This is a genomic window from Actinocrispum sp. NPDC049592, assembly GCF_040675465.1.
In the GTDB taxonomy this organism is placed as follows: Bacteria; Actinomycetota; Actinomycetes; order Mycobacteriales; family Pseudonocardiaceae; genus Kibdelosporangium.
On record NZ_JBFAPA010000022.1, the window covers coordinates 224,816 to 246,658 of the forward strand.

The 21,843-nt window shown below is 68.4% G+C and carries 21 protein-coding genes; 12 read left to right on the forward strand and 9 right to left on the reverse strand.

The window, feature by feature from the left end; all coding sequences use genetic code 11:
- Positions 1–80: 80 nt before the first annotated feature.
- Positions 81–1,322: a hypothetical protein gene (locus AB0J95_RS42555; RefSeq protein WP_364771079.1), complete on the forward strand. Its 1,242-nt coding sequence runs from the start codon at positions 81–83 to the stop codon at positions 1,320–1,322.
- On the opposite strand, the gene AB0J95_RS42560 is transcribed toward AB0J95_RS42555, so the two are convergent.
- Both AB0J95_RS42560 and AB0J95_RS42565 read right to left on the reverse strand, forming a co-directional pair.
- On the reverse strand, positions 1,209–2,558 hold the full coding sequence (locus tag AB0J95_RS42560; RefSeq protein WP_364771081.1) for a DUF6297 family protein: 1,350 nt from the start codon (positions 2,556–2,558) through the stop codon (positions 1,209–1,211). The genes AB0J95_RS42555 and AB0J95_RS42560 overlap by 114 nt on opposite strands.
- Positions 2,555–3,169, reverse strand: coding sequence for an ABC transporter ATP-binding protein (locus tag AB0J95_RS42565; RefSeq protein ID WP_364771135.1), 615 nt, complete (start codon positions 3,167–3,169; stop codon positions 2,555–2,557). The genes AB0J95_RS42560 and AB0J95_RS42565 overlap by 4 nt, the downstream gene beginning before the upstream one ends.
- Before the next feature lie 231 nt (positions 3,170–3,400).
- Between AB0J95_RS42565 and AB0J95_RS42570 the strand changes: the two genes are divergently transcribed.
- Both AB0J95_RS42570 and AB0J95_RS42575 read left to right on the forward strand, forming a co-directional pair.
- Positions 3,401–4,645 carry a polysaccharide deacetylase family protein gene (locus AB0J95_RS42570; RefSeq protein WP_364771137.1) on the forward strand — a complete coding sequence of 415 codons (1,245 nt, stop codon included), beginning with the start codon at positions 3,401–3,403 and terminating at the stop codon, positions 4,643–4,645.
- Positions 4,646–4,665: 20 nt separating this feature from the next.
- Positions 4,666–5,616, forward strand: a complete 951-nt coding sequence (locus tag AB0J95_RS42575) for a helix-turn-helix domain-containing protein (protein ID WP_364771083.1) — start codon at positions 4,666–4,668, stop codon at positions 5,614–5,616.
- Here the strand turns inward: AB0J95_RS42575 and AB0J95_RS42580 are convergent.
- The 3 genes from AB0J95_RS42580 to AB0J95_RS42590 form a co-directional block, all read right to left on the reverse strand.
- A complete protein-coding gene (locus AB0J95_RS42580; RefSeq protein WP_364771085.1) occupies positions 5,609–5,998 on the reverse strand; it encodes a DUF2237 domain-containing protein in 390 nt (129 codons plus the stop codon). The genes AB0J95_RS42575 and AB0J95_RS42580 overlap by 8 nt on opposite strands.
- An 18-nt stretch (positions 5,999–6,016) precedes the next feature.
- Entirely contained in the window at positions 6,017–7,297 is a 1,281-nt protein-coding gene (locus AB0J95_RS42585) for an FtsX-like permease family protein (RefSeq protein WP_364771087.1), read from the reverse strand.
- A gap of 70 nt (positions 7,298–7,367) precedes the next feature.
- Positions 7,368–8,567: an FAD-dependent monooxygenase gene (locus tag AB0J95_RS42590; protein WP_364771089.1), complete on the reverse strand. Its 1,200-nt coding sequence runs from the start codon at positions 8,565–8,567 to the stop codon at positions 7,368–7,370.
- Positions 8,568–8,683: 116 nt separating this feature from the next.
- Between AB0J95_RS42590 and AB0J95_RS42595 the strand changes: the two genes are divergently transcribed.
- Positions 8,684–9,595, forward strand: a complete 912-nt coding sequence (locus tag AB0J95_RS42595) for a TetR/AcrR family transcriptional regulator C-terminal domain-containing protein (RefSeq protein WP_364771091.1) — start codon at positions 8,684–8,686, stop codon at positions 9,593–9,595.
- Positions 9,579–10,052, forward strand: a complete 474-nt coding sequence (locus tag AB0J95_RS42600; protein WP_364771093.1) for a MarR family transcriptional regulator — start codon at positions 9,579–9,581, stop codon at positions 10,050–10,052. Before AB0J95_RS42595 ends, AB0J95_RS42600 begins: the two co-directional genes overlap by 17 nt.
- An 18-nt stretch (positions 10,053–10,070) precedes the next feature.
- Here AB0J95_RS42600 and AB0J95_RS42605 read toward each other — a convergent pair whose 3' ends face one another.
- A complete protein-coding gene (locus tag AB0J95_RS42605) occupies positions 10,071–10,982 on the reverse strand; it encodes a hypothetical protein (protein WP_364771095.1) in 912 nt (303 codons plus the stop codon).
- A 106-nt stretch (positions 10,983–11,088) separates the two neighbouring features.
- Between AB0J95_RS42605 and AB0J95_RS42610 the strand changes: the two genes are divergently transcribed.
- The 4 genes from AB0J95_RS42610 (at position 11,089) to AB0J95_RS42625 (ending at position 15,777) form a co-directional block, all read left to right on the forward strand.
- Positions 11,089–12,030 carry an NAD(P)-dependent oxidoreductase gene (locus AB0J95_RS42610; RefSeq protein WP_364771097.1) on the forward strand — a complete coding sequence of 314 codons (942 nt, stop codon included), beginning with the start codon at positions 11,089–11,091 and terminating at the stop codon, positions 12,028–12,030.
- Positions 12,023–13,279 (forward strand): Xaa-Pro peptidase family protein, encoded by a 1,257-nt coding sequence (locus AB0J95_RS42615; RefSeq protein ID WP_364771099.1) that lies wholly within the window; start codon positions 12,023–12,025, stop codon positions 13,277–13,279. The genes AB0J95_RS42610 and AB0J95_RS42615 overlap by 8 nt, the downstream gene beginning before the upstream one ends.
- Positions 13,276–14,709: an NAD-dependent succinate-semialdehyde dehydrogenase gene (locus tag AB0J95_RS42620; protein WP_364771101.1), complete on the forward strand. Its 1,434-nt coding sequence runs from the start codon at positions 13,276–13,278 to the stop codon at positions 14,707–14,709. Before AB0J95_RS42615 ends, AB0J95_RS42620 begins: the two co-directional genes overlap by 4 nt.
- 66 nt (positions 14,710–14,775) lie before the next feature.
- Positions 14,776–15,777: a LacI family DNA-binding transcriptional regulator gene (locus AB0J95_RS42625; RefSeq protein WP_364771103.1), complete on the forward strand. Its 1,002-nt coding sequence runs from the start codon at positions 14,776–14,778 to the stop codon at positions 15,775–15,777.
- On the opposite strand, the gene AB0J95_RS42630 is transcribed toward AB0J95_RS42625, so the two are convergent.
- A complete protein-coding gene (locus AB0J95_RS42630; RefSeq protein WP_364771105.1) occupies positions 15,761–17,824 on the reverse strand; it encodes a molybdopterin cofactor-binding domain-containing protein in 2,064 nt (687 codons plus the stop codon). The genes AB0J95_RS42625 and AB0J95_RS42630 overlap by 17 nt on opposite strands.
- Positions 17,821–18,270 carry a (2Fe-2S)-binding protein gene (locus AB0J95_RS42635; RefSeq protein ID WP_364771107.1) on the reverse strand — a complete coding sequence of 150 codons (450 nt, stop codon included), beginning with the start codon at positions 18,268–18,270 and terminating at the stop codon, positions 17,821–17,823. The genes AB0J95_RS42630 and AB0J95_RS42635 overlap by 4 nt, the downstream gene beginning before the upstream one ends.
- 175 nt (positions 18,271–18,445) lie before the next feature.
- Between AB0J95_RS42635 and AB0J95_RS42640 the strand changes: the two genes are divergently transcribed.
- Positions 18,446–19,672, forward strand: a complete 1,227-nt coding sequence (locus AB0J95_RS42640) for an MFS transporter (RefSeq protein WP_364771109.1) — start codon at positions 18,446–18,448, stop codon at positions 19,670–19,672.
- Positions 19,673–19,770: 98 nt separating this feature from the next.
- Entirely contained in the window at positions 19,771–20,403 is a 633-nt protein-coding gene (locus AB0J95_RS42645; RefSeq protein ID WP_364771111.1) for a hypothetical protein, read from the forward strand.
- A 301-nt stretch (positions 20,404–20,704) separates the two neighbouring features.
- On the opposite strand, the gene rnhA is transcribed toward AB0J95_RS42645, so the two are convergent.
- Positions 20,705–21,157: a ribonuclease HI gene (rnhA, locus tag AB0J95_RS42650; RefSeq protein ID WP_364771139.1), complete on the reverse strand. Its 453-nt coding sequence runs from the start codon at positions 21,155–21,157 to the stop codon at positions 20,705–20,707.
- Between the two features lie 58 nt (positions 21,158–21,215).
- Between rnhA and AB0J95_RS42655 the strand changes: the two genes are divergently transcribed.
- The gene (locus AB0J95_RS42655; RefSeq protein WP_364771113.1) at positions 21,216–21,758 is read left to right on the forward strand and encodes a TetR family transcriptional regulator; all 543 of its coding nucleotides are present in this window, start codon (positions 21,216–21,218) and stop codon (positions 21,756–21,758) included.
- Positions 21,759–21,843: the final 85 nt, after the last annotated feature.

Genomic DNA, 21,843 nt, shown 5'->3' on the forward strand with positions numbered 1-21,843 from the left:
CGGCATTCAGGAACCTCACAGCGGGGACACAGCGGGCGGTGGTCTGCTGGAATGGTCCAAGCCGGCATAAGGAGCCCCAGGTGCGTGTCGCACGGTCGACCCCAGCGCTGTTCGCGGCGGCGATGATCGCGGTCCTCGCGATCTACGTCCGCCTGGTGCTGTTCCCGTTCGAGTCCAACGACTACACGGCGTTCTTCGCGCGCTGGTACGACTTCATCAAGGCCAACGGCGGCCTGCCCGCGCTGCGGTTCCAGTTCGCCGACTACAACGTGCCCTACCTGTACCTGATCACGCTGCTGACCTACCTGCCGGTGCCGGTCCTGGCCGGGGTCAAGGCGATCTCGGTGTTGTTCGACCTGCTCCTGGCGTTTTTCACGTACAAGCTCGTGGCACTGAAATATCCCGCTGGCTGGAAACCGTTCCTGGCCGCGGCGACCGTGATCCTGCTGCCGACGGTCGTGACGAACAGCGCGATGTGGGGTCAGTGCGACTCGATCTACGCATCACTTGGACTCGGCGGCCTCTACTACGCCCTGCGCTCGCGCCCCTACCTGGCCTGCGTGTTCTTCGGGCTCTCGCTGGCCTTCAAACTGCAGGTCATCTTCATCCTGCCGGCCGTGCTGGTCCTGCTCCTGCTGAAGAAACTCCCGTGGGCCGCGCTGCCGGTCATTCCGGGAGTCGTGCTGGCGCTGGACATCCCGGCGCTGCTGGTCGGCGCCGACCCGGGCCAGCTGCTCTCGGTCTACACCAGCCAGATCGGCGAATACACCCAGCTGACATTGAACGCGCCGAACGCATACCAGTTCCTCAGCGTCCAGGTCGGTTCGGACCTGATCCGGTCCGCTGGGGTGTGGTTCACCGGGGCGCTCGTCTTTGTTGTCGTACTACTGTCCGTGATCAGGCGCGTGCCGCTGACCGCGACCCGGGTGGTTCACCTCGCCGCGCTTTTCGCCATTCTCGTGCCGTTCTTCCTGCCCGCGATGCACGAGCGCTATTTCTATCTCGCCGATGCACTCACGGTGATCCTCGCGTTCTACGTGCCGCGGCTCTGGGTTGTTCCGCTACTGGTCCAATTCGCGTCTTTCCTTTCCTACGTTCCGTTCCTGTTCGGCGCACGCGGGGCAGGCACGGCCGCGGTCGACCTCAAGTACCTGGCCGTGGCGATGCTGGTCGCGCTCGTTCTGGTGGTGCGGGAGTTCGTGCTGGACTCACAGGTTCAGCTGAATCGCGGCCAGCACGAGCAGGAGGAGCGGCCCGCGGCTCATCTGCCGGAACACGTCCGGCTGGAAGAACCCGAAGGGAGTGTCAACGGCCGCGCCTGAGTACTCCATCGGCGGCTGCGTGGCGCGCCGGTACGCGTACGCGACCGCACCGACCGGGACGAGCAGCACCGCCCAGGCGAAACCGGTGGCCGGAACGGCGAAAGCGGTCCACAGCAAGGCCATCACCGCCGGAAGAACGACGTGTGCCAGCCGGATCAGCGCGTCCGTCCCGCCCAGACTCCGCCGCAACGCCGGTGACCGCCCGGCACTCCGCAACCCGGAAGCGAACGGGCTCACCGCGATCGTGCACACCACCAGCTCGACCAATGGCACGAACAGCGCCGGGATCACCCGTGCCGCGGCATAAGGCGCGATCAGCAGCCCGAGCCAGACCAGCAACGACCTGCGGTTGCGGAGAACCCGGATCAGCTCGGCGGAAAGCATGGCCTGGTACCGGGTTCCGCGCATCGGCCGGGACGTGACCCGCCCGATCCGCCGCCACCTCCGGGTCGCCGAAATCCCGCTGAACATCGTGATGTCCAGCCAAGTCACCGCCGCCCGGGTGGTGGTCAGGATCTCGGTCCCGCTCGCCAAAGCCGCCCGATCCAGCCGCCCCAGCGCGAACAACGCCTGCACGACCAGAACTACTGGTACGACAGCGATCGCGACCGTGACCAAGGGCAGATCGATGGTCGGCACCGAAAGACCAGCGGCCGCGGCGGCAAGCAGCGCACCCGCCACGATCAAGGTGTTCGACAGCGGCCGTCCCTCGTTCGCCTTGGCCTGCAACAGAACACTCACGGCGAATACGGTGAGCGTGAGAGTCGCGCCGACCACGGTGGTCAACACCTTGCCGTCCGAGCCGGCACGCAACAACGCCGACAAAGCAAGCCCGAACAAAGCCCCGAAGGCGGTAGCGAGCCCGGCGGACCACCAGAACCGCCTGCCGAGCAAGCCTTTGCGGTCCAGGGGAGTGGACAACAACCAGAACTGGAACGGCGAACCGGCCACCACCGGACCGAACAACAGCAGCCCACGCATCAACAAACCCAGCGCGAGCACCGCGCAGCCCAGTACAAGCCATTGCGCCGCAGGCAGGTTCGGCAGGGCGGCGGGGCCTTCCGGTGGGGTCCGGATCATCCGGCGCACCGCCTGGACCAGGATCCCGCCATAGATGAGGATCCCGAGCAGGAGCATGTACAGATTGTCGTTGCGGTCCCGGCGGGCGTGCGCGTCGCGGTTGTTGCGGCGTGCGGTGCGGATCTCGGCACGGATCTGCCGGACGGTGGCGGTCATCCCAGTTCGAGGGTGTAGTCGGCGACCGCGTCGGTCAGGTCGGGGTCGTGCGTGGCCAACAGGATCGCGCAGCCCTCGGCCTTCTCCTGCCGCAACCGCTCGGCCAGCCACGCCCGCCCGGCGACATCCAGCCGCTGCTCGGGTTCGTCGAGCACCAGCAGCTTCCGCGGCCGGACCAGGCAGGCGCCCAGGGTGAACCGACGGCGCTGACCGCTGGACAACGTGACTGGCATCTGGTCGCGTTGCCCAACCAAGTCCAATTCGGACAGAACCAGCGACACGACCGGCCCCGGATCGGCGATTCCGTGCGCCCGCGCCAGCAACTCCAGGTGCTCGACCACCGACAGTTCGGCGAAGAAGTCCGCGTCGTCCAGGGCGCACGCCATGGCCGCGCGAACCTCGGGATCGCTCTCCACCAACGGCCGGCCGTCGAGCAGAACGTCACCCTCGTCGGGGATGTCCGCGCCCACCACGCAACGAAGCAACGTGGTCTTGCCGGACCCGTTCGGGCCGGTCAAGGCCAGCGCCTGTCCACTGTGGACCTCAAAGCTCACGTCGTCCAGGATCACCACGTCGTTGAACTGCTTGGTGATCCCGGTGACCCCCAGCATCGGTTGCACACCGCCCAACCTACTCCCCGCCGGGGTTGACGTGAGCGCGACACTGGGAGCGACCGGTGTGTAAAGATTCCTAACGAATGGGTCGCCATGAGAAAGGTCGTCATCGCCGCGATCGCGGCTCTGATCACGGCTGGTACCCCTGCCCCTGCCACTGCCATTGAACCCGTATCACCCGGCCTCGTTGTCTCCCTCAGCCACGCACCCTCGCACTTCTTGCCGGGAATGGTGGCCGCCTACACCGAGATCACCGTCGCCAATCCCAGGTCCGCCACCGCGACCGGCACGGTCACCATCACCGATCCCTTGCCCGCGGGCCTGACCGCGACAGCGGTGGCAGGCAAGGGATGGACCTGCGAAGGCACGACGTGCCACCGAAGTGACCCGCTGCCAGGTCATTCCGCCTACCCGCCGATCCGCGTCGTGATGAACGTGGCCGCGAACGCTCCCGAACGCCTCATCAACGCCGTTTCCGGACAGAAGGACGTGATCCCGGCGCGGGACGCCTGTCCGTATGGCTGGTCACCCGATCAAACGGTCGCCTTCGGCAAGGCCGACTCCAAGGTCCGCAACCAGCAGAGCCCGGACGGCTGCACGATCCTCGACCGGATCTGGGACAACGCTCCGTTTGCCTCGCACGGAGCCTTCGTGTCCACAGTGGAACGTGAGACCCGCCATCTCGGCCCGTGGCAGCGCGCGGCGATCCTGATGGCCGCTGTCCGTTCGGATGTGGGCACGGTGCCCGAGTTCGACAACTCGTGCGCCAACCGGATCGCGTTCACCTTCGACGACGGCACCTCGAGCTACCGCCCGAAGCTGCTGCAAGTGTTGCGGGACAAGCAGGTCCACGCGACCTTCTTCGACAACGGCGTCCGCGTCGAGGCCAACCCGCAGTGGGCCCGGTTCCAGGCCGCGGAAGGACACGTCGAGCTCAACCACACCTACTCGCACGTCCATATGGACCAGCTGACCCCTGAGCAGAACACCGAGGAGGTCGTGCACAACGAGCGGGTGCTCGCCGCCGCGGGCGCGCCGATCCCGTTCAAGGGCATCCGGCCGCCGTTCGGCGGGTCCAACCCGGCCGTGCAGAAACTCCTGATCGAGCTGGGGTACACGTACTTCCTCAACCGGATCGACGGCGCCGACTGGCTGCCGGACAAGAGCGCGGCGGCGATCCGCGACGACATCGTGGCCCAGCTCAAACCGGGCGTGATCATCGGCATGCACGACGGCCCGATCGACACCCCGGCCGGCGCCGCCACGGTCGACGCGGTGGGTCAGATCATCGACAAGGCCCGTTCGCTGGGCTACTGCTTCGGCGTGGTCGACGTGTCCGGACATGTCGTCGCCGACCGGTATGTGTCCTCGGGGCGGCCGATCCCGCCGCTGGTCAACCCCGTGCCGTACCGCATTCCGCTGGCGTTCGGCACCGAGGAGGAGATCCCGCCGCCCTGGGTGCCGATCAAGTAACAGATGGTGTAATCATCTGCGTGGCACGACCGAGCAGGGCCGAGACGCAGGCGGTCAACCGGGCGAAGATCCTCGACGCCGCCCGGGCACAGTTCGCCGCGCGCGGGTTCGGCGCGGTCAAGATCGACGAGATCGCCGAGGTGGCCGGGCTGACCCGGGGCGCGGTCTACTCCAACTTCCCGGGCAAGCGGGCGCTGTACTTCGCCGTGCTGGCCCGGGAACCGGTCGACGTGCCGCAGCTGCGCCCGGCCACCACGGTGAAGGCGGCGCTCAGCTCGTTCGCGCTCGTCTCGGTCCGCCAGCACTCCGCCCTGGCCAGGGACCTGATGCCGCAGATCCTCGCCGAGGAGTCGTCCCGGACGGCGTTCGCCCAGCTCACGAGGGTGACCGCGATCATGCTCGGGCTGGCGCTGGAACGGCTGGGCCCGGTCGTGGCACCGCCGTTCAGCCGGGTCCGGCTGGCCGGGATGGCGGTCACGGCGATGCAGGGCGCCTCTCAGCTGGCCGATATCGACGGTGCTTTGGTCGAACCATTCGACCTCATCACGGCGTGCGAGGCGCTGGCGGACCTGCAGTTGACCGATGCGTGGGTTCCGCAGGCCCCATTCGTGGCCGAGCCGCTGGACTGGGAGCCGCCGGAGGCCGTGGATGCCTTGTACGGGCTGCCGGTCGAGCTGACCGGACCGGTCGCCTTCCTTGGCCTGCACCGGCTTGCCGAGCTGGAGATGGTGGCCCGGACCTCGGCGGCCACGGTGGTGATCGTGCTGGAGGAACCGGATGAGCTGGGGCCGTTGGTGCAGCTGGCGCTGACCCGGCTGGGGCGGCTGCTGAGTCGTTCGCTGGCCCCGGAATCGCGGCCGGACGTGCGGATCGTCGTCGACACCAGCGGCGCCATCGGCAAAGCCGCGGGGCTGCCGCCGGCCAGCGACCGGACGACCGTGTTCGTGGACGGCGGGCTGCTGGTCAGGTGAGCGAGCTCGGGTCGGCCGGCACGTCGACCGCGTTCTCCTGCAACGCCTCCAGTGGCACGACTGCCAGCGCACGCTCGTGCGTCGCGGCCAGCACGACCGGCGCGGGCACACCAGCCTCATAGGACTGCAGCCACCGGGAAGCGCAGACGCACCAACGGTCCCCGGGCCGCAGTCCGGCGAAACCCAGCTCCGGCCGGGGAGTCGCGAGGTCATTGCCGATTTCCCGCTGGTGCTGCAGGAACTCACCGGTCACCACCGCGCAGACGGTGTGGTTGCCCACATCCTCCGGGCCCGTGTTGCAGCAGCCGTCCCGATAGAAGCCGGTCACCGGGTCAGTGCCGCATTCCTCGAGGTCGCCGCCCAGTACGTTGCGGTCGCTCATGAACACAGGGTCGCATGATCAGGCCCGTCCGACCAGATCACGCGGTGATTTCCGGAGCACCCGCCAAGTGGGGACGAGCGTGGCCGCGACCGTCACGAGCGCGGCCGCGCCGATCACAGCGAGCAGGATGACGGGCGATCCGGCGGGGAACGCCGAGCCGGTCCTGGCCAGACTGAACGGCAGGATCGTTGCGAGCGACGCGATGCCACCGAGCGTCACGCCGACTGCGGTCACTACCAACGCCTCCACGCCCATCGACCGCAGAACCTGGCTCCTGGTCGAGCCGGCCAGCCGGACCAACCCGAACTCGCCGCGCCGCCGGGTCGCGGAAGCCGCCAACGCGTTGACAATTGTCAGCACCGCGAAGCCCAGGATCATCCCGACGACGGCGTAGTTCCCGGCCCGGAGCGTCTCACCCATCCCCACTTGGGGCATTGAATCCTCGGTGGCTTGCATGTAAAGCGTGCCCAGCCCGATGCCGGTCGCGAGCACCACCGGGACGGTCACCGCGGCCATCCGCCGGAACTGCACGCGCGCCTGCTGGGCGGTCGGTTCCGGCAGCACGAACGCGATCCGCCGCACCACACCGGGGACCAGCAGCGCGAGCCCCATCGCGACCAGAATGGACGCGGGCCCGGCCGTACTCGCGGCATACGGGCCGTCCATCGCGACCATCGTGAACACCCCCAGTGACAGGCCCACGACGATCAACGACAGCGCGGCAGCGAGCCGGGGCCGGGACAGTCTGCGAGTGTCCACATCAGACTCGGTGAGCACGGCGATGGCCGGGATCCGGCTCGCCCGGCGGCCCGCGATGAGCGCCGCACCCACAGCGGCCAGCAGGGCGTCGGTCGCCCCGATCACCCCCGGAAGCCAGCCCAGGCGGAACGGGACCGGCGGCGCCAGTTCCTGAACCATGAACCGGGACAGCAACCGGCTCGGCAGGTACGCCAGAACCGTTGCCAGCACAGCGAGAACCATGGTCTCGCCGAGGACCAGCCGCCGGATCTGCCGTGGTGTCGTGCCGATCGCCCGCAGCAGGGCCAGTTCCCGGTGCCGGTGCTGGACCGTGAGGCCGATCATCGACGACACCCCGAAGATCACGATGACCGCGGTCCAGCCGCTGAACACGCCGGCCAGGATGCGCAGGCGCTCGGCTTGCGGCGCAGACGAGCGCAGGCCGCTCTCCAACAGACCCCCGCAGGCCATCACGATGGCCGCGCCCGCGAATAGCGCGAGGAAGCTCGCGGCGAACGACGCCTTGCGGAAACGCAAGGTGCTCAAGGCGATGCGTAACATGAACCGAAGCTAACGGCTGCCCCCAGCGCCGCCCAGCACCCTAGCTTTCCCCGCGGGGGTGGAGTTTTGCCTACCGGTAGTCCTTCAGGGTGATGGAGTTGGCGGCCTTCTGGATGCCGCCCATCATCTTCGAGCCGCCGGGCAGGTGCGGGAGCATCCGCATGAACTGGTTGCGCATCCAGATGCCCCGCCTGGTGCGTGGCGCGAAGCCGTTGGGGCCACCGGGCGGGCGCTTCATGTTGATCTTGACGTAGTCGCGCATCTCCCGGTCGTAGCTGGGGAACGCGACGGTGTGGTCGCCGTTGGCCGCGGCGAGTTCGCCGGCCAGGACGTACGCGCCGACGAGGGCCATGCTCGTGCCCATGCCCAGCGAACCGCCGAACGCGGAGTCGCCCAGCAGCACGGTCCGGCCGCGGTACCAGTGGTCCACCTTGACCTCGCCGGTGCGGGCGAAGTAGAGGTCGTCGGTGTGGCCGAGTTGGTCGACGAGGTGCGGAATCTCCCAGCCCGCGCCGGCGAACACCTTGCTGAGAATGGCTTTCTGCGCCGCGATGTCCTTGCGGTCGTAGGCCAGCTCGGGGCAGACGAACGCGAGCATCACGCGGACCTGATCGGTGTCCTGCAACGGATACAGAATCGCGACCCGGCCGTTGACGCCGTTGCCCTTGGGCAGGTTGTACATGGCCACCCAGCCGTCGAGATCGAGCGTGGTGCGGGCCGGGAACAGCGCGGTGTAGTAACCGAGGTCGTTGACGAAGTCGGTGTCCTTGCCGAAGGTCAGCCCGCGCACGCCGGAGCGCACGCCGTCCGCGCCGACCACGAGGTCGAACGAGCGGGGCGCGGCCTTGGCGAACGTGACTTTCACGCCGTCCGCCCCCTCGGCGATCTCGGTAACGGTGTCGTCGAACAGGATCTCGATGTCGGTCCCGGCCGCCTCGTGCAGGATCCGGACCAGGTCGGCCCGCAGGATCTCGATGTCGGCGACGATCCCGCCGGAGTCGCCGAACTCCTCGCTCATCGCTGCGACCCGCTCGCCGCGCTCGTTCAGCCAGGCGATGCCGTGGGTGCCGGTGTGGTGCGCGCGGATCGTTTCCAGGATGCCCATCTGCCGGACCACTTCCCGTGCGGTACCGCGGATGTCGATCGCCTGCCCGCCCGGCCGCAGCGCGGGCGCCTTCTCGACCAGGGTCGGCCGGAAACCGTGGTGGCGTAACCAGTACGCCAGCGAAAGCCCGGCGACGCTGGCGCCGGAGATCAGAACACTACGCATATGTACACCGTACGAGCGCTTGCGTACGATGTACATGCGGCTCTAGTGCACTCCCGCACTCGAGCTGGAAACGACCGGATAGAGCGCTTCAGCGCACTAGTGCACTAGGAGGCGGCGTGGAGACCGGGGCGCCCTACCTGCGGATCGTCGGGGAGATCCGGGAGCGGATCGCCAGCGGGCGGCTGCGGCCCGGCGACCGGGTCCCGTCGACCCGCCAGATCACCCAGCAGTGGGGTGTCGCGATGGCCACCGCCACCAAGGTGATCTCGACGCTGCGCGACGAGGGCCTGGTCGACACCAAGCCCGGCGCGGGCACGGTGGTGCGCTCTGCCCAGTCGCAGCAGGACATCGGCCGGGACCGGGTCATCCGCGCGGGCATCGCGCTGGCCGACGCCGAGGGGCTCGGCGCGGTGTCGATGCGGCGGCTGGCCACGGATCTCGGTGTGGCCACCATGTCGCTGTACCGGTATGTGTCCAGCAAGGACGATCTGGTGGTGTTCATGGCCGACACCGCGTTCGGTGAGGTGCCGTGGCCTGGTCGGCCGGTGGCCGGCTGGCGGCCCCGGCTGGAGCTGGCCGCTCGTCTGATGTGGACAGTGTGCCGCCGTCACCCATGGGTGGCCGAGGTGTTGTCCATGACGCGGCCGCGCGGCACGCCGCAACTGCTGGTGTACGCCGAATGGGTGTTGTCCACACTGCACTCGCTGGGGCTGCCGATGGACGACATGATGTACATCCACCTCACCCTGTTCGGGCACATCAAGGCCATCGCGTTGTCGCTGAGCGCGGAGACACAGGCGCGCCAGGACACCGGGATCACCAGCGACGAGTGGATGCGGCAGCAGGAGGCGGAGTTCCGCGCGGTGGTGGCGGGCGGGTCGTTCCCGACCATGGAGTACCTCACCACGCAGGAGTTCGACCAGGACCTGGACCGGATGTTCGAGTACGGGCTGCGCATGGTGCTCGACGGCCTCGACACGTATGTGAACGCGCACAACTACACTGCCAAGAATGACCACGCGGGCTGAGCGCAACAAGACCAATCCCGACCTCGGTGTGCTCGCCGGCCGCCTGCTGTTCGCCGTGCAGAGCGAACTGTTCACCGCGTTGGCCGCCAAGGGTTTCGACGACCTCCACCCCCGCCACGGCGCCGTCATGGCCTACATGGACCCCGACGGCGTGCGCGCCACCGAGCTGTCCCGCCTCTCCGGCCAGCACAAGCAGGTCATCGGCACGCTGATCGACGAGCTGGAGCGGATGGGCTACGTCGTGCGCCGCCCCGACCCCGCCGACCGCCGCGCGAAACTCGTCTGCCCCACCGACCGAGGCCTGGACCAGATGCGCACCGCCGACCGCATCATGACCGGCATCCAGGACCGCCACGCCCGCCGCCTTGGCCGCGAAGCCTTCGCCCAGTTCAAAGCGACCTTCATGGACGTCACCGAACACCAGCGCAAATCCACTGCCACCCGCGCCAGGGATTGAGGTCGGCCCGGACGCCCCTCACCCGGCAGGCAGCAGACCGTCATCGATGATGCCGCTCCGAATAACAGCGTCGAGGTTCAAGCGTTCCCCCCGGGGCAGATGCCGGTTGCGCAGATCGACCACGGTACCCAGCGCCTCCCGAGACATGGCCCCATCCGCGACCAACCCTTCCCGGGGATCAGCAAGCGTCCGCACATACTGCTCGGCATCCGCGCCATCCAGGTCGAGGCGCCGAGCCGCCGCGGCCCGGGCCACCGCCAAGTGGTCCCCGTTCACCAGATCCACCGCGGTACCCAACAGAACCCGGATCAACGCAGCCAAAGCGTCCCCATCCCGCTCAATGGTCCGCCCCCGCGCCGCCAGAACCGCCCCAACATACGGCCCCAACGAAGAAGCCCGGGCCAGACACGACGCCCCCGCCCGCGCGGCGCTCAAGTCGTTGCCCGCGTTGAGAACAGTCATCCCGCACTGTCCAGAGAGGAGCGCCTGCGCCCGTCGGGGTGTTGAACCCAGAGCGGTCACGGTGTAGTCGACCCGGCGCAGCCCAAGCGTGGCGAGCAGTTCGTACGCGACGAACGCGAACCCCGACCCTGGCACGTCCACGCCGAGTGTCTTGCCGCGCAACTGGTTCACCGCCAACCCCGGCTGGGCGAACAGGCCCAGGCCCAGGCCTTGGTCGATCGCGGCGAGGATCCGGATGTCGTCGGTGCGGGCGAGTGGGTTGTCCGGCACGCAGCGGTAGGCGACCACGTTGTCCGGGTTGGTGATCGCCGCGTCCAGCTCGCCGTCCATCAACGCGGTGAACTGGGCCGGGGACGATGTGGCCGGTATCTCATCCACCTTCAGGCCGGCGGCCGTCAGGGCGCCCGTCGCAGCGGCCACTTCCACCAGCACTGATGGGCTGAACGTTCCGAGCCTGATCGTGCGCACGCGGCAATCGTTCGCAGATCCGTGGCCAGAGTCAAGCACTTGACGTGGGCCGACCCGGGGGGCATCGTGAATGCGAACGATTGCAGTCGCGTGGAACGAGGTGGTCATGGCGTCGGAACGCCCCAAGATCGGCTGGATCGGCTCCGGGCGGATGGGGGCCGCGTTGGCGCGCCGGCTGCTGGACGCGGGCTACGACGTCGCGGTCTACAACCGGACCCGCGACAAGGCCCACGCGTTGACGCCGCACGGCGCGACGGTCGCCGACGCCCCGGTGGACCTGGCCGGCCGCGACATCGTGTTCACCATGGTCGCCGGCTCGTCCGACCTGGAACAGGTGACCTCCGGCGAGGGCGGCGTGCTGACCGACCCGGCGAAGGCGCCGAAGGTCCTGGTCGACTCCTCGACGGTGTCGGCCGAGGCCTCCGCGAACGTCCGGGTGGCGGCCCTCAAGCAGGGCACCGAGTTCCTCGCGGCCCCGGTCAGCGGCAACCCCAAGGTGGTCAAGGCGGGCAAGGCGACCCTCGCGGTCTCGGGTCCGCGCGCGGTCTACGACCAGCTGGAACCGGTGCTGCGGTCGCTGGCCAGGGCGGTCACCTATGTGGGTGAGGACGAGGTCGCCCGGCTGGTGAAGATCGCGCACAACGTCTTCCTCGGCGTGGTGATCCAGTCCCTCGCCGAGATCACCGTGCTGGCCGAGAAGGGCGGGGTCAGCCGCGCGGCCTTCCTGGAGTTCCTCAACTCCTCGGTGATGGGCTCGACGTTCAGCCAGTACAAGACGCCCGCGATGGTCCACCTCGACTTCACCCCGACCTTCACGATGCCGTTGCTGCGCAAGGACTTCGACCTGGGCCTGGCGGCCGCCCGGTCGCTGGAGGCGCCGATGCCGGTGGCCTCGGCGGCCGCGCAGCTGGTCGCGGCGGCGGTCGGCGCGGGCTACCAGGACGAGGACTTCGCCGTGCTGATCCAGGAACAGGCCCGCCGCGCCGGGATGACGCTGCGGCCGGAGGACGTGCAGGTCACCGACGGTTTGGAGGACGGCGATGGATAGGCCCATTCCCGCGCCCGGCCACAACGCGGTCGACTTCGAGGAGCGGGTCGACTTCGACCGGCTCCGCTCCTACCGGCTGGAACGCGCCAGGGCCGCGCTGGAATCGAGCGAGTGCGGCGCCTTTCTGTTGTTCGACTTCTACAACATCCGCTACACCACACAGACCTGGATCGGCGGCGCGCTCGGCGACAAGATGACCCGGTACGCGCTGCTCGCGCGGGACGGCGAGCCGATGTTGTGGGACTTCGGTTCGGCGGCCCGCCACCACAAGCTTTACGCGCCTTGGCTGGACCCCAACAACTGCCACGCGGGCATGCTCGGCCTGCGCGGAGCGATCTCGCCGAACGCGGGCCTGATGGTCTCGGCCGTCGCACAGATCAAGGATGTGTTGATCCAGGCGGGACTTCAGGGCGCGCCCGTCGGCGTGGACATCGTCGAGCCGCCGTTCCTGTTCGAGATGCAACGCCAGGGCCTGACCGTGGTCGACGCCCAGCAGCTCATGCTGGACGCCCGCCAGATCAAGTCGGTCGACGAGATCACCTTGTTGTCCCAGGCCGCGGCCATGGTCGACGGCGTCTACCAGGACATCGTCGAGGCCCTCAAGCCCGGCGTCCGGGAGAACGAGATCGTGGCCCTGGCCAACAAGCGGCTCTACGAGATGGGCTCGGACCAGGTCGAGGCGATCAACGCGGTGTCCGGCGAGCGCTGCAACCCGCACCCGCACAACTTCTCCGATCGCCTGATCCGGCCCGGCGACCAGGCGTTCTTCGACATCATCCAGTCCTACAACGGTTACCGGACCTGCTACTACCGGACCTTCGGCGTGGGCAGCGCGACCGACTCGCAGCGGGACGCCTACCGGCGCGCCCGCGAGTGGATGGACGCGGCGATCCAGCTGGTCAAACCCGGTGTCGGCACCGACGAGATCGCGCTGGCCTGGCCGGCGGCGACCGACTTCGGGTTCGCCGACGAGATGGCCGCGTTCGGCCTGCAGTTCGGCCACGGCCTCGGGCTCGGCCTGCACGAGCGGCCGATCATCTCCCGGCTCAACAGCCTGGACCACCCGGTCGAGATCCAGGCCGGGATGGTGTTCGCGCTGGAGACGTACTGCCCGGCGTCGGACGGGTTCTCCGCGGCCCGCATCGAGGAGGAGATCGTGGTCACCGACCGCGGCGCCGAGGTGCTGACCCGGTTCCCGGCGCAGGACCTCTTTGTCGCCAACCCCTACTCCAGCGGGAAGAGCACATGAAGACCGATCTGTTCGTCGACGGCAAGTGGCGCGAGGCCTCGGATGGCTCCCGGATCGACGTCCTCGACCCGGCCACCGGTGCCTCGATCACCAGCGTCGCCAGCGCCACCGTCGAGGACGGGCTGGCCGCGGTCGAAGCTGCTTACAACGCCTTGCCCGGCTGGGCGGCGACCGCGCCTCGCCAGCGTGCGGACCTCCTGCTGGCCGTGTTCGAGATGATGCGCGACCGCGCGGACGAGCTGGCCCGGCTGATCGTGCTGGAGAACGGCAAGGCCCTGCCGGACGCGTTGGGCGAAGTGGCCTACGCGGCGGAGTTCTTCCGGTGGTACGCCGAGGAAGCCGTCCGGGTGGCCGGTTCGGTGCAGACGGCGCCAGGTGGAGCCAACCAGATCATGGTGCTGCGCCAGCCGATCGGGGTCAGCGTCCTGGTGACGCCGTGGAACTTCCCGGCCGCGATGGCCACCCGCAAGATCGGTCCGGCGCTGGCCGCGGGCTGCTCGGTCGTGCTCAAACCGGCCAGCGAGACCCCGCTGACCGCGTTGGCCATCGCCGCCCTGTTCGAGGAGGCCGGGGCGCCACCTGGGCTGGTGAACGTGTTGCCGTCCAAGCGGTCCGGGGCCGTGGTGGGCGCGATGCTGGACGACCCTCGGGTGCGCAAGCTGTCGTTCACCGGGTCCACAGAGGTCGGTCGCACCTTGCTGGCCGCCGCGGCCAACAGCGTGCTCAGCTGCTCGATGGAGCTGGGCGGGAACGCGCCCTTCCTGGTGTTCGACGACGCCGACCTGGACGCGGCGATCGAGGGTGCGATGGTGGCCAAGATGCGCAACGGTGGCCAGGCCTGCACAGCTGCGAACAGGTTCTACGCGCAGGCCGGGATCGCGCCGGAGTTCTCCCGGCGGCTCGCCGAGGCCATGTCCTCGCTGAAGATGGGGCCGGGCGCCGGCGAGGGAATCCAGTTGGGACCGTTGGTCAACGCCGAGGCGGTGGCCAAAGTGGACGAACTGGTCACCGGCACGATCGCGGCCGGGGCACACGCCCTGGTCGGCGGTCGGAAACCGGACGGGCCGGGGTTCTTCTACCCGGCGACCGTGCTGGCGGACGTTCCCTCGACGGCTCCGGTGCTGGCCGAGGAGATCTTCGGGCCGGTCGCCCCGGTGGTCACGTTCTCCGGTGAGGAGGAGGCGATCCGGCTGGCGAACGCCACCGAGCACGGCCTGGTGTCCTATGTGTACACCTCAGATCTGGCCCGCGGCCTGCGGGTGTCCGAGGCGCTGGAGTCCGGCATGGTGGGCCTCAACCGCGGTCTGGTGTCCGAGCCCGCGGCCCCGTTCGGCGGGGTCAAGCAGAGCGGGATCGGCCGCGAGGGCGGGCACGAGGGGTTGCTGGAATACACCGAGTCCAAGTACATCGCGGTGTCCTGGGCCCGATGATCCGATCGATGAAGTACTCGCGCGAATTGGTCCAATGGCCGTGACGGATGGCCCTATGCTTGTTCGGTGAAAAAACCTCCAACCATCAAGGATGTAGCCGACCTCGCGAAGGTCCACGCGGCCACCGCGAGCCGGGCGCTCAACCCGCAGACCCGGGACAAGGTGAGCGCGCGCACGGCCAACCGCATCCTGGAGGCGGCCAAGTCCCTGGGCTACGCGCCCAACTCGGCGGCGCGCAGCCTGCGGACCAAGACCTCCTCGGTGGCCGGAGTGATCATCCCCGACCTGCGCAACCCGGTGTTCCCGCCGATCGTGCGCGGCATCGAGGACGCCCTGCGCGAGGCCGGTTACATGGCCCTGCTGGGCAACACCGACGGCGATGTCGAGCGCGAGAACGAGCTGCTGCTGGCCATGCGCGGGCGGCAGACCGACGGGTTCATCCTGGCCACCGGCCGCCGCGCGGACTCCGCCCCGCCCGACGGCGTGCCGACCGTGCTGGTCAACCGCCGCACCGACGCGGGCGACATCCCGTCCGTGACCAGCGACAACGCGGCCGGGGTGCACGCGACCGTGCGGATGCTGGCCGAACTGGGCCACACCCGGATCGCGCATGTGGCCGGGCCGCAGGACCTGTCGACCGGGTGGGAGCGCTACCGGGCCTTCCTGGATGCCATGGAGGCACACGGGTTGGACAGCGATCCGGCGCGGATCCGGTTCGCCGCCGCGTTCACAGAGGACGCCGGCCGCGACGCGGCCATCGACCTGCCCGATGACATCACGGCGATCATCGCCGGGAACGATCTGATCGCGCTCGGCTGCTACCAGGCGTTGGAGGTCAACGGGTTGAGCTGCCCGACGGACGTGTCCGTGGTGGGGTTCAACGACATGCCGTTCACCAGCACCCAGCGCCCGTCGCTCACGACCGTGCGGATTCCGCATTACGACATGGGGTTCGAGGCTGCCCGGCTGTTGCTGGAACGGATCTCCTCGCCGAGCGCGCCCGCGAAACGGGTGGTGCTGCCGGTCGAGCTGATCCGGCGGGACTCGGTGGTCAGGGCATCGCGTTGACGATGTTCTCCGGGGTCAGCGGAAGTGTGCGGACCCGGACGTCCAGGGCGTCGCTGAGCGCGTTCGCGATGGCCGCGGCCGTCGGTCCCTGGGCGGTCTCGCCCGCGCCCAGACAGGGTTCGCCGGGCCGGTCGAGCAGGACCACGTCGACCTCGGGCACCTCGGAGAACCGCAGGATCGGGTAGGACTCCCAGTCCGCGCTGGTCACCCGGGTGCGGTCGAACCGGACCTGTTCCTTGGTGGTCCAGCTCGTGCTCTGGATCGCCCCGCCCTCGATCTGGTTGCGCAGGCCGTCCGGGTTGATGATCATGCCCGCGTCCACGGCGAGGGTCAGCTTGCGCACCCGGATCTCGGTCTCCGCCTCGACTTCGGCGACGACCGCGCAGTACGCGCCGTGGTTGCTGTACCGCGCGAAGGCGAACCCCGTTCCCGGCTCACGGCTCCACCAGTTCGCCCGCTCGGCCGCGGCTTCGACGACCTTTCGCGCTCGCGGATCTTTGAGGTACCGCAGGCGGAACGTGACCGGGTCGACGTCACCGGCGAGTTCGTCCATGAAGGACTCGATCGCGAACACGTTGAGGTAGGCGCCGAGCGACCGCAGTGCCGACGTGCGCAACGGCATCTCCAGCAGACGGTTCGTGGCGACCTCGTGGGCCGGGAACTCGTACAGTGGAACGGCATTGCGCTGCGAGCCGCCACCACGAGAGGTCGGCGGATCGACGGAGACCGGCAGTGCGATGGGGTCGGCGGTGTAGGCCATCGCCAGGAAGGCCGGGTTCGCGAACACCCCAGGCCTCGAGACGTGGCCGTTGCCATAGATTTCGTGGTGCCACGAAACGACGTTCCCGTCGGCGTCGACGCCCGCCGAAAGTTCCACGGCCATCGCGGGCCCGAACGGCGCCCAGCTCAGCTCGTCGGCTCGCGACCACACGACCTGAACCGGCTGACCTTCGACCGCGCGGGCGAGGAGGACCGCGTCGTAGGCCACGTCGTCGGCGCCGTTGTGGCCGTAGCAGCCCGCGCCTTCAACGTGGTGCACGGTCACTTCGGCCGCATTGGTGGCTTTCTGGAGTTGGCGCTGAAGGTTGTACGCGCCTTGGGTATGGCTCCAGACCTCGAGCTCGTTTCCTTGCCAGCAAGCGATTGCGCATGAGGGTGCGATGGATGCGTGGGCCAGGTAGGGGCGGGTGTAGGTGGCGTGGATGGTTTTGGTGGTGGTGGTTTCCGCGGTCAGCTCGGAGATGACGCTGCGGTCGCTGGGGACGGCGGTCAGGAAGGCGCCCATTGCCGTGCTGTCCGGGAGGGTGGCGTGCTCGTCCCAGACGCTGTTGGCGCGCAACAGTTCCGCTCCGGCGACGGCGGATTCCTCGTGGGCGGCGATGATCCCGATGAAGCTGCCGTCCCGCACGATATCCACCACATCGGGCAGTCCTTTGGCCGGGCTGGTGTCCAGTTCCCGGAGGACCGCGCCGGGGGAGGGCGGACGGACGACCCGGCCGTAGAGCATGCCCGGCAACGACAGGTCGTGGACGTACCGGGGGATGCCGTTGACTTTGTCGGGAATGTCCAGCCGGGCCGCGCTGGTGCCGACGATCCGGTACTCGGTATGGGGTTTCGGCTGGGGCTCACCGGTTGCGTCTACCGACAGGTCCACCTCGTCGGCGAGTTCCCAGTAGCTGGTCGACCCGCTCCGGGAGGTGATCTCACCGTCGTTGATCGCGAGTTCGTTGGTGCCAAGGCGTTCCCCGGCCGCGGCGAGGAAGAGCGCTCTCACTTCCGCGCCGACCTGACGCAGCGCCGGGCCGGACTCCTCCAGCGACCGGCTGCCCGCGGTGAGGTTCTCGTCCGGGCTGCTGCCGGTGGTCACCGGGATCATGGTGATCCGGGCGAGAGTGACGTCCAGCTCTTCGGCGATGATCTGGCTCAGCGCGGTCAGGATACCTTGGCCCAGCTCGACTTTCCCGCAGCGGACGTCGATGGTTCCGCCTTTGTGGACGGTCACCCAACGGGACAGCTGGGGCGTGGTGGCGAGGGTGGCCGGGATCATTCGCCCGCTCGCAGCACCGCTCGGACCATCCGGTTGTGCGCGCCGCAGCGGCACAGGTTGCGGTCCAACGCTTCTTTGACCGCGCGTTCGTCCGGGTTCCCGGTCGACTCCAGCAAGGCGGTGGCGCTCATCACGATCCCGGAGACGCAGTAGCCGCACTGGGCCGCCTGCTCCTCGACGAACATCCGCCGCAGCGGGCTGTCCGCCGGAAGTCCTTCGACCGTGCGGATGTTCTTGCCCACGACCGACCACAGTGGAGTGTCGCAGGAGAAGATCGTCCGGCCGTCGATGATGACGTTGCACGCGCCGCACAGGCCCAGGCCGCAGCCGAACCTGGTGCCCTTGAGGTTCAGGTGGTTGCGCAGGACGTAGAGCAGCGGGGTGTCCCGGTCGCAGGTCACCTCTTGGGCGGTGCCGTTGACCGTCAGCTGGAACGTCTCGACCATGCGCAGCGACCTCCGAATGCTAACGATTGCAGAGGCTAACCGTCAGCTTGGATCGCGTCAACCGGCCGATCCGCCGCAAACGAGTGTCATCGAGTTCGTCGATGAGTGCGTCCAAGATCTTTCGTTGGACTTGATACGTCGGGCGGCTCACCCTGGAAGGCGAACAGGAGGAGTCATGACGTACACACTGGTCGCCCGACCGGCCGCTTCGCCGGCCCGCTGGCGGGTCGGCCACGGCGGGGGCTTCTGGGTGATCGCCGCCGCTTTCACCGCCGCGCTCGCGTTCTCGACGCTGCCCACCCCGCTGTACAGCCTCTACCAGCAGCGGGACGGCTTCCCGACGTTCGTCATCACGGTGATCTTCGCCGCGTACGCGGTCGGCGTGATGGCGAGCCTGTACCTCGCCGGGCACGTCAGCGACTGGCTCGGCCGCCGCCGGGTGATCGTGGCGGCGGTCCTGGCCGAGGCACTGTCCGCGGTGCTGTTCCTGACCTGGATGGACGTGCCGGGCCTGATCGTGGCGCGGCTGGTGTCCGGCATCGGCATCGGCGCTTTGACCGCGACGGCCACCGCGCACCTCTCCGAGTTGCGCGTGGTGTCCCGGCCGTCGGAGGACGGGAGCCGCTCCGGGCTGGTGTCCAGTGTGGCCAACATGGGCGGGCTCGCGCTCGGCCCGGTGATCGGTGGCGTGCTGGCGCAGTATGTGACTTCGCCGCTTACTGTTCCGTACCTGGTGTTCCTGTTCGTGTTGCTGGCTATGGCGATCGCGGTGTCTTTGGTGCCGGAGACGGTGGAGCGGCAGGAGGAGCGGCCCGCGTACCGGCCGCAGCGGGTGTCGCTGCCGTCGGCCGCGCGGCCCACGTTCTTCGCCGCCACAACGGGTGCGCTCGCTGTCTTCGCCATCATGGGCCTGTTCACCGCGCTTGCGCCCACCCTGCTCAACCAAGTGTTCCACCAGCCGTCAAAGCTCTTGGGCGGCATCGTGACAACGAGCGTGCTCGGCGCCTCGGCGGTGAGCCAGATCGTCTTCGCCCAGCTGGCCCGGCGCACCCAGCTCAAGCTCGGGATCGCCCTCACCGCAACGGGTCTGGTGGTGATCCCGGTCGCAGCGCTGGCCGGGGTGCTGTGGTTGTTCATGGCCGGTGGGATCGTCGCGGGCATGGGTGTCGGGCTCGGTTTCCGTGCCGCCGTGGGGACCGCGGCGATGCTCGCCGACCCAGCCACGCGCGGTGAGGTGCTGGCCGCGTTCTTCCTTGGCGCGTATATGGGTCTGGTGCTGCCGGTGCTCGCGATCGGGCTCGCACTGATCTGGTTGCCCAGCACCACGGTCGTGCTCTGGTTCGCGGCGGTGGAGCTGGTCGTCATCGCCTGGGCCGGCAGGCGAACACTCGCCACGGTGTGAGACGCACGTCATTGCCGGGCATGATCAGGCGGGTTTACCGTGTTGTTAGTCAGGGTAGTTGACTATCAATGATCCTTAACGGACGAGGTGTGCCTGCCATGACATCCGAAGTCGCGTTGGACTACGCGGCAGAGTTCCACCGCGACTGGATCTCGCGGGAGAACACCCCTTTCGAGTTCCCGGCCGTGGACCTCAACGCGGTGCTGCGCGACCACTACCAGCTCAGCGAACCGTTCGTGCTCACCAAGAACATGGTGTGGGACATGCAGGTCCGCAAGGCCGACGACGCCGAGACCTACCTGCCCGACATGGTGCGCCCAGGAACGGTGCAGCGATGGGAAACCGGTGAGTCGGACTTCGTGCAAGTGGCTGAGCACCGGCTGTGGCTGGAGCCGGAGCGGTATGGGCTCGTGATCCAGCGGGTGCATCTGGACCATGAGCGCCGGGCGGTTTTGTTGTTGGGAACAGGCCACATCGCCACGCCTGAAGGCAACTACCTGTGGGCCGGGACCGAGCAGCCGCTGTTTCACATCGAGCAGGTTGTGGAGGGGGCGGAGACCCGGCCGGTGTTGAGGCGGCGGATCGTGCACCTCACCGACGAGCCGGATGCCCGGATTGCCGCGGCTTTCGCGCGGATGGGGCGGGAGGTTTGGTTGCGGCAGATGTTCGAGGTCTATATCCGGCGGGACCTCGGTATCGGCCTCACTCGCCGGGAGCTCAGTGCGGCGTAGGTCGTCTTGGGGCGCCTTGGCCGTCGGAGGTTCGATTTTGTTTGGGGCCCCTGCGGCGCAAAGGGCAGGCAACCGCGGGCAGGGCCAGGGCCCTGCCCGCTGACAAGCTTATTTTGCGCCGCCCCCCAAACAAAATCGAACCTCCGACGGCATCCCTCCTGGCCTGGCAACGGTTTGCGCTAACCGGTGAGCCATGGGTTGCCGCAGTGGGACGGTCCTTCTCGCGGTGCTGTGTGGAGTCGGCTCGCTTGAAGCCGCCTATGCGGGCGGCTGTGGTGGGTGCCTGGGCGAAGTCCGGTCGTCAGCGCGAACGGGACTCGCGGGCTTCTTCGCAGCCTTTGACGGCGAGGCGGTCGGCGCGTTCGTTCTCGGGGTGTCCGGCGTGGCCTTTCACCCAGTGCCAGACCACTTCGTGCGGTTTGAGGGCCTCGTCGAGGCGCTGCCAGAGGTCGACGTTCTTCACGGGTTTCTTGTCGGAGGTCTGCCAGCCGTTGGTCTTCCAGCGGGGCATCCACTGCAGGACACCGTTGCGGACGTAGGTGCTGTCCGTGTAGAGGTCGACGGAGACGGGGCGTTTCAGGCTCTCCAACGCGCGGATGGGGGCCATCAGCTCCATCCGGTTGTTGGTGGTCTGGGTGGGCTCGCTGCCGTACATCTCCTTCTCGTGCTTGCCCGCTTTGAGCACCGCGCCCCAGCCGCCCGGGCCGGGGTTGCCGCTGCACGCGCCGTCTGTGTAGATCTCGACCTGTTCCAGCACGGGGGCAGCGTAGCGGTCAGCGGTGTTGAATGAACGTTCAGTCTAGGATGGCTGGGTGAGAGACGCCGAGGGCAAGCGACGGCAGTTGCTGGAGGCCGGGCTGGTCGAGTTCGCCGCGCATGGCATCGCGGGTGCGCGTGTTGACCGGATCGCCAAGCGTGCGGGGTGCAGCGCGGGCCTGGTCTACACCTACTTCACCAGTAAGGACGAGCTGTTCGAGGCGGTCTTCGACGCGACCATCGAGCAGACCCGCGAGGACGCCCCGATCACTGTCCACGACCTGCCGGAGTACGCGGGACGGCTGTTCGACGCGCGCCGCCTGAACCCGGAGGCCGCGCGGTTGCTGGACTGGTACGCCCTCGAACGCCCAGGCACCACCCGCCCAGCCGCTCTGATCTCAGCGCAGGCCAAGGTCGAGGCCATCCGCACAGCTCAACGGAACGGCAAGGTCACCACCAGGTTCACCGCCGAGCAGATCCTGCACCTGATCACGCAGCTGGCCACCCGCGGCGCCGAAGACCCGCACAACCCCCTGGACCCGGCCAGCCACCGCGAGATGATCGTCGAAGCCATCCGCCTCCTGACCACCCCCACCTAATGGGGATTGATCGGCGTGGCCTCCCACCGATTGTGGTTGGTGGGGGTGAGGCTGGTTGCCGAGCCGCTGGCCGGTGAGCACTGTC

Coding starts and splice junctions, on each gene's coding strand:
- AB0J95_RS42560 (WP_364771081.1), bottom strand. CDS start 2,558: ATGACCGCCACCGTCCGGCAGATCCGTGCCGAGATCCGCACCGCACGC.
- AB0J95_RS42615 (WP_364771099.1), top strand. CDS start 12,023: ATGGATAGGCCCATTCCCGCGCCCGGCCACAACGCGGTCGACTTCGAG.
- AB0J95_RS42645 (WP_364771111.1), top strand. CDS start 19,771: ATGACATCCGAAGTCGCGTTGGACTACGCGGCAGAGTTCCACCGCGAC.
- AB0J95_RS42565 (WP_364771135.1), bottom strand. CDS start 3,169: ATGCTGGGGGTCACCGGGATCACCAAGCAGTTCAACGACGTGGTGATC.
- AB0J95_RS42590 (WP_364771089.1), bottom strand. CDS start 8,567: ATGCGTAGTGTTCTGATCTCCGGCGCCAGCGTCGCCGGGCTTTCGCTG.
- AB0J95_RS42630 (WP_364771105.1), bottom strand. CDS start 17,824: ATGATCCCGGCCACCCTCGCCACCACGCCCCAGCTGTCCCGTTGGGTG.
- AB0J95_RS42585 (WP_364771087.1), bottom strand. CDS start 7,297: ATGTTACGCATCGCCTTGAGCACCTTGCGTTTCCGCAAGGCGTCGTTC.
- AB0J95_RS42635 (WP_364771107.1), bottom strand. CDS start 18,270: ATGGTCGAGACGTTCCAGCTGACGGTCAACGGCACCGCCCAAGAGGTG.
- AB0J95_RS42610 (WP_364771097.1), top strand. CDS start 11,089: ATGGCGTCGGAACGCCCCAAGATCGGCTGGATCGGCTCCGGGCGGATG.
- AB0J95_RS42580 (WP_364771085.1), bottom strand. CDS start 5,998: ATGAGCGACCGCAACGTACTGGGCGGCGACCTCGAGGAATGCGGCACT.
- AB0J95_RS42640 (WP_364771109.1), top strand. CDS start 18,446: ATGACGTACACACTGGTCGCCCGACCGGCCGCTTCGCCGGCCCGCTGG.
- AB0J95_RS42600 (WP_364771093.1), top strand. CDS start 9,579: ATGACCACGCGGGCTGAGCGCAACAAGACCAATCCCGACCTCGGTGTG.
- AB0J95_RS42620 (WP_364771101.1), top strand. CDS start 13,276: ATGAAGACCGATCTGTTCGTCGACGGCAAGTGGCGCGAGGCCTCGGAT.
- AB0J95_RS42570 (WP_364771137.1), top strand. CDS start 3,401: ATGGTGGCCGCCTACACCGAGATCACCGTCGCCAATCCCAGGTCCGCC.